The following is an 11,924-nucleotide window of genomic DNA, read 5'->3' as shown; positions in this document are numbered from 1 at the left end:
GCAGGAGGCCAAAATCCTCATCGAAGCTTGGCGTCGCCAGTACAACACTGTCCGGCCGCATTCGTCGCTCGGCTATCAGCCACCAGCGCCAGAGGTTTTGCTGTGGCCGCCACCGCCCGCCGCGTTCATAGGCGCGGCGCCGGCCACAGCAACACCAGACCAGCCCCCATGCATTTACCTACATTGGACCAGGATGACCGTTCGGGGGCTTGCCAGGGTGGCCTGCCCCCATAGAAGTGCTCCACCCTTGATGTCGTTTATGGAATGGCCCCACCTTTTCACCCTGGTGGGATAGTCTGCCAGGGCCATTTGAAGGAGAGCCAAGTCTTCCTCGCGGTAAAGCCGGTAGACGCGGCTGATCCCCGGCGGCGGGCCTTCCCGCCGCAGCAGGACGAACAGCCGCCGGTAGCCAAAACGATGCCGCTCCTGGGCAAGACCGCGAGGCCGTTCACGCAAGGTGCAATCGTCGGGCTGGAGGGGAATTCCGCCCAGGCGACATCGTAGCCGAGAGGGCTGATCCTAGCCTCGAACGCCCCCTTGGCCCTGGCCAGGACCAGAGTGAACGAGGATTTCTGTTTGCCAATCCTGAGCATGCCCTTGGCGGCGGCGTACACTGCGTCGCTGGCTAGCAGCACGGCGACCGCCCCGTTTGGTCGGGGTGTTACGCCAGCAACGCCGGATAAGCGGCCCAGGAGCGCGGGCTGCCTGCCTTGAGTTTGCGACGCTCCGCGGCGATCTCGCGGGCCAGCTCAAGATCGCCAATCTTGTACGCCGAGATGCCCAGCGTCTGGATCAGCAAATCGCGCTGGGCGTTGCTGCCGCCAATCGGCGCCAACTGCTTATAATGCGGCTTGAGCCGCGCCACCGTGCCGGCATAGTCGCCCTTGCGAAAGGCGCGCAGCGCGGCGATCACTGGCAAACCAAGGATCTTGCTCACTTCGGCATTGGTGCCGGTCTCGCGTGCGGCATAGGCGGCGATGGAGGATTCCAGTCGGTCAGCTGCCGCCTCGTCCCCGGTGCCGGTGAAGGTGAAGGAAATATGCACATCGTTGAAGGCGAGCACGTGCTCCTCGGCATGCGCGCCCCAGAAGGGCGCCAGCTCCTGCCAGCGCGCGCCGACATCCACGCCCAGCAGCTCCAGGCGCCAGAGCAGCGCCGCGGCGTCCACAAGGTCCAGCACGATGGAGCCCGGGGGGGCATGGATATGCGCGTCATACAGCGCCAGCGCCTCGTCAAGCTGGCTTTCCTCGATGAGATACAGCGCCAGATGCCACCACTGATGCACCGCCAGCCCGTTGGCGGGGGCCCAATGCGGCTCCAGCCCGCGCAGCCAAGTGATGCCGTCCTTTGCACGGCCCTGCATCTCCAGCACATGCGCCACGGCATGCACGCCCCAGGTGTCAGCGGGGTTGATCTCAGCGGCCTCGCGCCCGGCCTTTTCCGCCTCGGCGTACTCGCCGGTCTCCTCCAGCCCAAACGACGCCATGCCCAGCACGAAGCCGCGCTCACGCGAGCCCGGCGCGTAAGCGTGCAGCGCGGAAACCGGCAGGTCACGCAGTTTTTGCGAGGCACCAAGAAAGAAATGCGTGTCATGGGCGAGGCGCAGTGAGAGTATGTCAGCCGGATCGTCCTGCAACGCCTCTTCCCACAGTGCGGCCGCCCCGGCGATGTCGTCGGTGGCCCAGGCATTGGCGGCGGCGATGTGCAGCTTCTCGCGCCGGTTGGCCTTGCCCGCCAGGGCGGTGGCGGCGGCCAGAGGCTCGCGCACGGCGGCGGCATCGCCCGGCACGCCGCCCAGGCTGTTCAGCGCCGCCAACGTGGTGTGGCCAATGATGAACTCCGGGTCGGCCTGCACGGCTGCCGCCAGCGTCGCGGCGGGGTCATGGATCAGGCCGAGATATTCCCCCAGCGCTTGACCGAAAAGCGTTGCTGTCTGGCTCATGAGTTTGTCTCCTGCCTGTCGAGGCCCTGCCAGAATGCCAGAAGCGCTGCCGCCACCTCGGCGGGCCGCTCCCAGTTTGGGGCATGGCCGGTTTCGAAATAGTCAACGAAGCTGGCGCGCGGGAAATGGCGGCGCAGCGCGGCCTGGTCGGCGGAACTGAACAGACCGTCCTCCTGGCCCCACTGGATGAGCGCAAGAATGTCGGACGGTGCGTCGTGCGGCGCGGGTTCCTCCACCAGCCCGCCCAGGGCGCGGCGCCAGACGTCGGCCTTCACCTTGCGGGTCTCGTCCAGATAGCGGACGAAAATCTCCTCCGGCAGCGGCGCAAAGGTGGTGGAGCCCTGGAACTCGCGGGCCAGCGCCTCGGGCACGGGGTCCGTCAGCTCTTCCAGCAGGGGCACGGTCTCGTGCAAAGCCGGACTGCCGGCGGCGTGGCGCGTGGTGCTGATGAGCGCCAGGCTGCGCACGAGGTCCGGCCGCGCGGCGGCGACGCGCTGGGCGACAATGCCGCCCAGCGAATGTCCGCCCAGGTGCACGGGGCCACCCCCCAGCCCTTCGATGAAGGCGATGGCATCGGCGGTGAAGCCGGCGATGCTGTAATCGGGTGCGGCGGAACTGTCGCCATGGCCGCGCTGGTCCGGCACATAGAGGCGGTGCGCAGCACCCAACACCTCGAACAGCCGAAAAAAAGCTCGCATGGGAGTCGAGATAGCCGTGCAGCAGCACCACCGGCGTGCCGGAGTCTCCGATCTGCAGGTAATACAGGCTGCGCTGGTCGGGGAGGGTGAAGCGGGTCATGGTCTTCAGGCTCCGGCGGTTAAATCCAAGAGTGCAGCGGCGGCTCCTTGCCGGTCAAATAATACTGACCAATGATGGAGTACTTCCAGCGCACCGGGTCGTGCAGCGTGTGGGTACGGGCATCGCGCCACAGCCGGTCGAGGTTGTGCTGGGCCAGCGTGGAGCGCGTGCCGCCTAGCTCGAACAGCTTGTTCGTGGCCAGAATGGCGATCTCCGTCGTCAGCACCTTCGCTTCCGCCACGGCGATCTTGGCGCGGCCGATGCTCTGCACGTCGGTTGCTGCAATCGCCTCATCCGTCACATCAGCGGCTTCCGCCAGCACCTCCACGGCGGCGTTGAAGCGGAGCTTCAGATCGCCGATGGCGGCGATGGTGTACTGGTCCTGCCAAGCATGGTCCTGGTGCGCGTCGATCCAGGGGCGGGCATGGTTGCGCACAAGGTCTATGGTCTTCTCGATCGCCGCCTCGGCGATGCCGAGATCGATGGCCGCGTGCAGGATCTGGCTCTGCGGCCCGGCCGGGCTTGGGTTGTCATAGGCAATATAGGCCGGGAGCACGTAATCGGCGGGGACGAACACGTTCTCGATCTTCACCGTGCCGCTCGCCGTGGTGCGCTGGCCGAACCCGTCCCAGTTGTCGATGACCGTCAGCCCCGGCGCGGCGCGCTCGGCGATGGCGGCATAGACGCGGCCGTCATCCTCGCTGATGGCGATGATCGGCACCAGATGCGCGAAAAGCGCGCCGGTGGCGTAGAATTTCTCGCCCTTGACGATATAGCCGTCGCGGTGGCGGCGAATGCGCGTCTGGAAATCCTCGACATTTTTGCCCTTGTACTCGGAGAAGGCATTGCCGAGGCGCGCGCCCTGCAGCACACGGCCGAAGATCAGGCGCTTCTGCGCGTCCGAACCGGTCTGGCGGATCAGGTCGATGATCTCGATATGGTTCTGCGGGATTTGCGCCAGGGAGGAATCGCCGCTGGCGAGGATGCGGAACACCTCCGCCACCACGCGCTGGCGCACGAATGCGCCGCTATATTCATGCGGAATGGTGATACCCCACAGGCCGGAGGCGAGCGACTCATCTAACTCCGCCCAGGGCAGGCGGCGATCGCGGTCGCGCTCCGCGGCTCCTTCGCGGAAGCGGGCAGCCAGCGTGCGGGCGGCATCAATGGCTTCCGCCTCCGTGGTGATGATATGAGCCTGGCTCATGCGAACTCCTTTTTGTGGGCGAGGGCGCGGTGGCTGGCGCCATGATGATAAGCGGGAAGCTTTGACCCACGACCAAAGAGTTTGTCGCGCAGGGTGCCTTCGGCATAGGCCGTCTTGTAGGCGCCGCGGCGCTGCAGTTCGGGGATGAGCAGGTCGACGACGTCGCGGAACGTGCCCGGATGCGTTATGCTGGCGAGGTTGAAGCCGTCCAGCCCCGTATCGGCCTGCCATTCCTGCAGCGCGTCCGCCACCGTGGCGGGCGAGCCGACGATGACCGGGCCATCGCCGCCAATGCCGGCATATTCGGCGATCTCGCGCACGGTCCAGATTTTGTCCGGATCGGCCGAGGAGAAGGCCTTCGCGGTGAACTGGATGGCGTTGCCTTGCAACTCGGAAATCGGCGCATCCTGGTCGAGTTTCGATAGATCGACGCCAGTCCAGCCGGACATCAGCGCCAGCGCGCCGTCGCGGTCCACGTACTGCTTGTAGAGATCGAGCTTATTCCGTGCCGCCGCGTCGGTTTCACCCAGAACGAGGGTGAACTGCGCGAAGGTGAGGACGTCGTCCGCCCGGCGTCCCGCCGCCACGGCGCGGCGGCGCAGATCGGTCACATACTCCTTCAGCAGTTTTTTCGACGGCGCGGCGACAAACGCGGATTCAGCATGCTTGGCGGCAAAGTCCCGCCCACGCGATGAAGCGCCGGCCTGGTAGAGTACGGGCGTGCGTTGCGGCGAAGGTTCGCTGATATGCGCGCCGGGCACCTTGAAATATTTGCCCTCATGCCGAATCTCATGCACCTTCGCTGGATCGGTGAAGACATTCGCCGCCGCATCGCGCCGCACGGCATCGTCCTCCCAGGAGCCTTCCCAGAGCTTGTAGCAGACATCGAGATATTCATCCGCGACGTCGTAGCGGTTGTCGTGGTCGAGCAGCCGTGTTTGGCCGAGATTGCGCGCGCCGCTGTCCAGATAGGAGGTGACGATATTCCACCCCGTGCGGCCCTTGGTGAGATGGTCAAGCGTCGTCATCCGCCGCGCGAAGGGAAACGGATGCTCGAAGGCGATGGAAGAGGTGACGCCAAAGCCGAGATGTTTCGTGAACGCCGCCATGGCGGGGACGATCTGCAACGGGTCGTTCACCGGCACCTGCGCGGCGGAACGGAACGCCTGGTCCGCATTGCCGCCATGCACGTCGTACAGGCCAATGACATCGGCGATGAATAGCCCGTCGATCAGCCCGCGCTCCAGCGTCTGCGCAAGGTCGATCCAGTGATCGAGATCGGTGTAGCGATAGGATTGATCGCCGGGGATGCGCCAGACGCCGGAGGAGATATGGCCGACGCAATTCATGCTGAAGGCGTTCAGTCGGATTTGTTGAGTCATGGCTTAAATCCAGGAATGTTGCGGCGGTCGGATGTTGTTGAGGTAGTAGTTGCCGAGAATGTTGTATTTCCAGCGCACCGGATCGTGCAGCGTGTGCACGCGCGCGTTGCGCCAGTGCCGGTCCAGATTATACTTCGCCAGCACGGAACGCGTGCCGCCCAGCTCGAACAACTTATTGGTGGCGAGGATCGCAACCTCGGTGGACAGCACTTTGGCTTCTGCGACCGCGATGGAGGCAGCGGCCACGGTCTCGGCATTGGTGCTGGTTACCGCCTCGTCCAACACGCGCCCGGCTTTCGCTAACAGCGCGTCCGTGGCGCGCAGCTTCACCGCGATATCGCCGAGCTGGAACAGCGTGTGCGGGTCTTCCACCGCCTTGTCGCGCCCGGAATCGATCCAGGGCCGGGCAAATTCACGCACGAAGCGCAGTGTTTCATCGAAGGCGCCGCGGGCGATGCCGGCATCCACCGCCGCATGCACGATCTGGCAGAGCGGACCGTTGGCGGACGGGCCTTCCGGCAGTTTGAACACATGGTCCGGCGGGATCAGCACATTGTCGATGATTGTGGTGCCGCTGACGGTGGTGCGCTGGCCGAAGCTGGTCCAGTCCGTGTCTACGCTCAGCCCCGGCTCGTGCCGGTCAGCCACGGCGATGTACAGACGCTTCTCATCATCCACGGCGATGATGGGAACGACATGCGCGAGATACGCGCCGCTGCAATAGAACTTCTTGCCGTTGACGCGGTAGTTGCCGCCGTCACGAGTGATCTTCGTCTCGAAATCCCCGGCGGTCTTGCTGCCGAATTCCGAAAAAGCGTTGCCGGTGCGCAGCCCCTTGAGAATGCGCGGGAAGAAATAATCCTGCTGCGCCTTGGTGCCGACCGCGCGGAGCGTGTCGATGAAATCCAGATGGTTCTGGATCAGTTGACCGACTGACGGGTCGGCGGCGGAAACAATGGCGATGGCCTGCGCGATCACCGCCCAGGACAAATCCGCCCCGCCATGCGAGGCCGGGATGTTGAGCGCCCACAACCCGCTTTGCGAGTACAGATCAAGCTCCGCCACGGGGATGCTGCGCGCGATGTCACGGTCCGCCGCGCCCACCGCCAGCGAGGAGGCAACCTGATGCGCCACCTGCACGGCCTCTGCGGCGCTGCCGATGATATGCGCCGGAACTTCGGGGTAAGTCTTGCGAGGCGCCTCCGGCTCGCGCGTGGCTTGTGTATCGGTCGTGCTCATAGGACCTCGCTGTGGACACCGCGACCGCGGGAGAGGATGCCCTCGGCACGTCCATCCTGTTAAAGATTTTAATACGACCGATAATATAGAGATATTAAACAGGCAAGTACTCTGGAAGATAGTTTCTCACCGAACTTTGCCTATTTACCAGTCAGCGGTTGCTCGAAGTGGCGGAAAGGTACAATTTAATCTTCTGCATTTTTACAATGCATTTAATTATCAATCTGCTGTCCGCCGCGAAATTCGCCAGACAAAAAATGCTCCGGGAGAAGAAAACAACCAGTACCCCACCGGAAATATAGACAAATAACGAATAAGTCGATAAATACAATAGTTACGCCAATCATACGAGGATAAAAATGAGTGACATCACCGTCCCGCCCGGCGTCGCTACCGGCGGCAAGAAACTGCGATCCAACCACCTCAACTTCATTGAGGTTGTCTCCCAATCCGTCGGCGTCATTGCGCCGTCCGGCACGCCGGGCCTGGTCATTCCCGTGGTCTTTGCCACCGCAGGCAATGGCACCTGGCTCGCCTATCTATTCGCCACCATCGCGCTGGTCGTCGTCGGCCTGCAGATCAACGTATTCTCCTCGCGCATCGCCACGCCGGGCTCGCTGTATGTGTATGCCGGCCATGGTCTGGGCCGCTTCGCCGGTGTCGTCACCGGCTGGGCGCTGCTCATTGGCTATGTCTTCACCGCCGCCGCGGTCATCGACGGCACCATCGCCACGTTCCTGGGCGTCCTGCAGAGCGTCGGCCTCAACCTCAGCGGCCTGCCGCTCAATCTGATGCTGTCCCTGCTCTTTGTCGGCGTTGCTTTTGTGCTGGGCTGGCGTGACATCCGCCTCTCCACCCGCACCACGCTCATCGCCGAGTTCAGCACCCTGGCGCTGATCCTGCTGGCGATCGTGATCTGGTTCGTCCATCACGGCTCTGTCGTGGACACCGCGCAGACCGGCCTGCAGGGTGTGAATCCTGGCACGATCCGCCTGGGTCTGGTGCTGGCGTTCTTCAGCTTCGTCGGCTTTGAGGCCGCCACCGTGCTCGGTGTCGAGTCGCAGCAGCCGCGCAAGTTCATCCCACGCGCCGTGCTGGCCAGCGTGGCCACGGTGGGCATCCTGTTCGTGGTCGCCGCTTACGGCCTCACCGACGCCTTCCACGGCAATGCCACCACGCTCGACCAGTCCAGCGCGCCGTTCGCCGTCGTCACCGCGGCCTTCCACGCCCCGGCGCTGGGTGTGGTCATCTCCGCGGGTGTGGCCCTGAGCTTCTTCACCTGCATTCTGGCCAGCATCAACTCGGCGGCGCGCGTGCTCTACGCGCTGTCGCATCACGGGCTGTTCCACGCCTCGGCCCAGAACACCCATGACAAGCATGCCTCGCCGCATATCGCGCTGAGCTTCTCCACGATCGTGGCGCTGCTGCTGGCGCTGGGGCTGCTGTTCTCCGGCTGGGACGAGCTCTCGGCCTACGGCATCCTGGGCTCGTTGGCCACCTATGGCTTCCTGCTAGCCTACAGCCTCGTGACGATCGCGGCGCCGGTGTACCTGTACCGCCACGGCGAGTTGAAGACCCAGCATGTCGTCTCGGCCCTGGTGGCGGTCGTGCTCCTGGCGGTGGTTATCTTCGGCACGGTCTATCCGGTGCCGTCCTGGCCTTACAATATCCTGCCTTACATCTTCCTCGCCCTGGTGGCGCTGGGCGTGGTCTACTTCCTGTTCCTGCGCGCCGTGGCGCCGCAGCGCTTGGCGCAAGTGGAAGCTGAAACCCTGGGCGCGCTGTAACGCCCCGTTTGCCCCCGCGCGCCGCGCGGGGGCCCTTTCCCCTCAGACGCCGCAAGGTTCCCGCCGATGACCGCCCATATCATAGCCTCTGCCGCCGAAGCCCTTGCCATAGCGGAGGATCTGCGGCGCTACCTTGAAGCCGGTGCCGCCGGGCGCGACCGCAACCCCGCCCCGCCGCTCGCCGAGCTGGACCATCTCTCCGCCAGCGGCATTCTGGGCATTACCGTGCCGCGCGCCTATGGCGGGGCCGAGGTCTCCTACGAGACTCTCTCCCGCGTGTTTCAGCTTCTTGCCGCAGGCGACCCGGCAGTGACGCAGATGACGCAGAGCCATTATTTGTTCCTCGACGCCGTGCGCCAGGATGGCTCGCCCGAGCAGCAGGCATTCTTCTTCGGCAAGGTGCTGAAGGGCGCGCGCCTGGGCAATGCGCAGGCGGAAAAAGGCGGCGGTTCGGCCCTGAATCTGGGCACGCGCCTGCTACCGGATGGTGCCGGCGGCTACCGTCTCAATGGCACGAAATTCTACTGCACCGGCGCGTTGCTGGCGCATTGGCTGCCGGTGGCGGCCTTTGATGAGCAGGAGCGCTTCGTGTTGGTGTTTGTGCCGCGCGACGCTCTGGGCGTTACCGTGTCTGACGACTGGGACGCGATGGGCCAGCGCGTGGCCTATAGCGGCACGGCCATCTTTGAGGACGTCGCGGTGGCGCCACTACAGGTCATCCCGCACTGGCGGCTGTTTGAGCGCATCGGCGTGTTCCACCCCTACGGGCAGCAACTGCACACCGCCATCGGTGTCGGCATTGCCCAGAACGCCCTGGCCGACGCCGTGGCCACGGTGCGTGGGCGCAGCCGCCCGCGCCTCGGCGCGCCGGTGGCCAAGGCCACCGAAGACCCGCATGTGATCCTGCGTTTCGGCCAGCTCGCCACGCAGTTCCACGCCGCCGAGCTGCTGCTGCGCCGCGCGGGCCAGGCCCTGGATGACGCCAGCGCCAACCTCACAGCCGAGAGCGCGGGGGCCGCCGCGGTGGCGGTAGCCGAGGCCAAAGCCTATGCCGAGGATGTGGCCCTGGCCATCGCCAGCGACATTTTCTCCCTCTCCGGTACTTCATCAACCGAGCGTGCGCTCAATTTCGACCGTCATTGGCGCAACATCCGCACCCATTCGGTGCATGATGCCAACCATTGGCGCTATCACGTGGCGGGCGACTACCTGCTCAACGGCACGTTGCCCGGCAAGCCGGTGCGCAAGCTGCGCCCCGCCGAGCCCGCCACCTTACCCGCGTAACAAAGGAAGCCTCGCCATGTCGCATATTGACACCACGCTCGCGCGTTATACCAAGCTGAAGATCGAGCGTAACTGGGGCAAAAGCCCGGGCGCTCAAGCTGCGCAGCGCAGTGCGACAAGCTTGTGCAGTTCTGGAACGGCGGAGCTGACATCTGCCCCCAGGCGGTCACCGAGGTAATCCCAGAAGGATATTCCGAGCTTCCGGCAAGTTTTGGCGAGACCGAGGAAAGCGTCCCTGGCATCGCGGCCTGGATCGGAGCGTGTTGTCCCGCTGATTTTGCGCCGGATGACTTGGCAGCGGATGTCGTTTTCGGAGCCGTTGGTGTGGAGCGGGATCGCCGGTCTGTCGAGGACGCGCAGCAGTTCCGGCTTATTGGCGTGGAGCCGTTCAAGCAGGCGATCGAGAGTGGCGAAGCCGGTCCGCCGCTTGAAGATGCGGTCGAAACGGGCCTTCAAGGCGGCCTTGCGTCGGGGGTCTGGCGCGGCGCAATAAGCTTTGAGATCGGCGTAGAACCACCAGACCAGGGATCGAACCTTTTCCTTGGCGATGCGGGTGGCTTTGGTGAAGGTGTCGAGCTTGTGGACCAGTCGCTCGGCATGGACCCAGCACAGCGCATGCTCACCGACATTGAACTGCCCGGCATCGTCCGAGAGGATGACGGTGTTCTTGATGAAGCCATGAGCCATGATGGCGCCCCACAGAGCCCCTTCGGTGGCGATCGTCACCGGATCGGGCCGGACATTCATTTGGGTGATGCCGAGATCGTCGAGGTGGGCGTGCCAAGCCGCCTCATCGGCGAAGTGCCGCGCCGGATGCGCCGACAGCTTGGCGGTGACCGGGCCGGCAAGACTACGTCGGCGCATATAGGCGAAAGCCTGATCATTGAGCGTGTAGTCACCGTGACCGGCCCGCAGCAACCCGAGGAAATTGCCCCGGCTCTTGGAAAAGGTGGTGGCGAAATAGGTGAAGGCATCGTTGCCGATCTGGGTGCAAAAGCCGTTCCGTCCGCGATGGCGGGCGCCAGTATCGTCCACCGATATCCATTTGCCCTGCGTCAGCCCGGCCCGCAGAATATCGCGGGCTTCGGCGACGAACGTCTCGGTGGCATCGGTCAGAATCCGCACCACTTGCCGTTTGGAGATATCCATCCCCAGCATGCGGAGAAACTCGGCCAGTCGTGGCACCGTCGTCTGTCCCTGGTGATATTGGGCGAGGATGAAGCGCTTGATCTCGGGACCGAAGTGATCCCCGATCCCAGCTGGCAGCGGCGCGATAATCGTCCGTCCGTCCGGCGTCAGCCACCGTTCGCGGCGGTAGCACACCACCTGGGGAACGATCTTGAGATCTTGAACGGTGAAGCTCTCATAGCCTTTGAAGCGGGAACCAACAGGAATGTCGAGGCCCGCGATCACCCGCTCCTCGACCGGCGCCGACGGCTTCTTCGCGCCGCGCCGACGTTTCTCCCGCCACTCCCGTTCCGCCCGCCTCGAAGTCTCCTTCTCCATCCCCGAGGGCTTCGACGGCTTGATCTCAGGCTTGCCCTTCAAACCCTTGAGCCGGGCAATCTCCTCGGCCTGCGCCGCCACCTTCTCCTCCAAGGACGCGACCTTGCCCAGCAACGCAACCACCAGAGCTCTCAACTCTTTGTCGCTCAGGCGGTCAATGTCCGGAAGGGGCGATGAACTCGGCATACAGCCATGGAATCACACCGGATTCCTCGGTTCAACCACTGATGAGTCCTGAACCGAAAAATCTGCCCGGCCTTTTGCCCCAGTTACGATCGAGCCCTATAACCCGCTGATCGGCGCCACGGTGCATGGCGTGGACCTCGCCGATGCACGAGACGAAACCCTGCGCGCCGAGCTGCGCCACGCCCTGGCCGAATTCCAGGTGCTGTTCTTCCGCAAGCAAACCCTCACGCCCGACCAGCAGCTTGCCGTGGCCAAGGTGTTCGGCGATCCGGACTGTGAATCAGTACAACAACGGAACCCCGGGCCGATAGGCGATGGAGGACTGAAAAGATTGGTGAATTTTGTAGATTACCGGGGTCCCTATCGGCTCCGACCGGGACCCTGCCCAACCGACGATTTCTGTCTGTAAATCAGGTGGTAATTCGCCCTAGCACTACAGTTGCCTTTTTGATTTAAGATGGGCTGGTCTGGCTGCGGCCTGATGGGCCCGTCTGAATGTTGACCATTTAAGGATGCGCGCGACGGGCAGTTGGCGCTGAGCGAGTTTCAGGGCGAGCCGCCGGATTTCCTGGACGGACCATCGGATGAGTTCT

The 11,924-nt window shown here is 64.1% G+C and carries 9 protein-coding genes and 2 pseudogenes; 4 read left to right on the top strand and 7 right to left on the bottom strand.

What is annotated here, in order from left to right:
• Positions 1 to 121, top strand: a pseudogene (locus ACLPJJ_RS13405) (integrase core domain-containing protein); the annotation flags it as partial.
• Between the two features lie 194 nt (positions 122 to 315).
• Here the strand turns inward: ACLPJJ_RS13405 and ACLPJJ_RS13400 are convergent.
• From ACLPJJ_RS13400 to ACLPJJ_RS13375, 6 genes and pseudogenes are all read right to left on the bottom strand, one after another.
• Positions 316 to 465, bottom strand: a pseudogene (locus tag ACLPJJ_RS13400) (IS3 family transposase); the annotation flags it as partial.
• A gap of 196 nt (positions 466 to 661) precedes the next feature.
• Positions 662 to 1,942 carry a tetratricopeptide repeat protein gene (locus ACLPJJ_RS13395; RefSeq protein ID WP_443591493.1) on the bottom strand — a complete coding sequence of 427 codons (1,281 nt, stop codon included), beginning with the start codon at positions 1,940 to 1,942 and terminating at the stop codon, positions 662 to 664.
• A complete protein-coding gene (locus ACLPJJ_RS13390; RefSeq protein ID WP_443591492.1) occupies positions 1,939 to 2,640 on the bottom strand; it encodes an alpha/beta fold hydrolase in 702 nt (233 codons plus the stop codon). Before ACLPJJ_RS13390 ends, ACLPJJ_RS13395 begins: the two co-directional genes overlap by 4 nt.
• 119 nt (positions 2,641 to 2,759) lie before the next feature.
• A complete protein-coding gene (locus ACLPJJ_RS13385; RefSeq protein WP_443591491.1) occupies positions 2,760 to 3,947 on the bottom strand; it encodes an SfnB family sulfur acquisition oxidoreductase in 1,188 nt (395 codons plus the stop codon).
• The gene (locus tag ACLPJJ_RS13380) at positions 3,944 to 5,329 is read right to left on the bottom strand and encodes an LLM class flavin-dependent oxidoreductase (protein ID WP_443591490.1); all 1,386 of its coding nucleotides are present in this window, start codon (positions 5,327 to 5,329) and stop codon (positions 3,944 to 3,946) included. Before ACLPJJ_RS13380 ends, ACLPJJ_RS13385 begins: the two co-directional genes overlap by 4 nt.
• A gap of 3 nt (positions 5,330 to 5,332) precedes the next feature.
• Positions 5,333 to 6,568, bottom strand: a complete 1,236-nt coding sequence (locus ACLPJJ_RS13375) for an SfnB family sulfur acquisition oxidoreductase (protein WP_443591489.1) — start codon at positions 6,566 to 6,568, stop codon at positions 5,333 to 5,335.
• Between the two features lie 359 nt (positions 6,569 to 6,927).
• Here ACLPJJ_RS13375 and ACLPJJ_RS13370 point away from each other — a divergent pair, with 359 nt between their 5' ends.
• Both ACLPJJ_RS13370 and ACLPJJ_RS13365 read left to right on the top strand, forming a co-directional pair.
• Positions 6,928 to 8,355, top strand: a complete 1,428-nt coding sequence (locus ACLPJJ_RS13370; protein WP_443591488.1) for an APC family permease — start codon at positions 6,928 to 6,930, stop codon at positions 8,353 to 8,355.
• Positions 8,356 to 8,421: 66 nt separating this feature from the next.
• A complete protein-coding gene (locus ACLPJJ_RS13365) occupies positions 8,422 to 9,639 on the top strand; it encodes an SfnB family sulfur acquisition oxidoreductase (RefSeq protein ID WP_443591487.1) in 1,218 nt (405 codons plus the stop codon).
• Between the two features lie 93 nt (positions 9,640 to 9,732).
• On the opposite strand, the gene ACLPJJ_RS13360 is transcribed toward ACLPJJ_RS13365, so the two are convergent.
• Positions 9,733 to 11,268, bottom strand: coding sequence for an IS66 family transposase (locus tag ACLPJJ_RS13360; protein ID WP_443591486.1), 1,536 nt, complete (start codon positions 11,266 to 11,268; stop codon positions 9,733 to 9,735).
• A 151-nt stretch (positions 11,269 to 11,419) separates the two neighbouring features.
• Here ACLPJJ_RS13360 and ACLPJJ_RS13355 point away from each other — a divergent pair, with 151 nt between their 5' ends.
• Positions 11,420 to 11,740, top strand: coding sequence for a TauD/TfdA dioxygenase family protein (locus ACLPJJ_RS13355; protein WP_443591494.1), 321 nt, complete (start codon positions 11,420 to 11,422; stop codon positions 11,738 to 11,740).
• The last annotated feature ends 184 nt before the right edge of the window (positions 11,741 to 11,924 follow it).

It is taken from the genome of Acidocella sp. (genome assembly GCF_052326845.1).
In the GTDB taxonomy this organism is placed as follows: Bacteria; Pseudomonadota; Alphaproteobacteria; order Acetobacterales; family Acetobacteraceae; genus Acidocella.
This window is presented reverse-complemented; position numbering and strand designations above follow the sequence as displayed.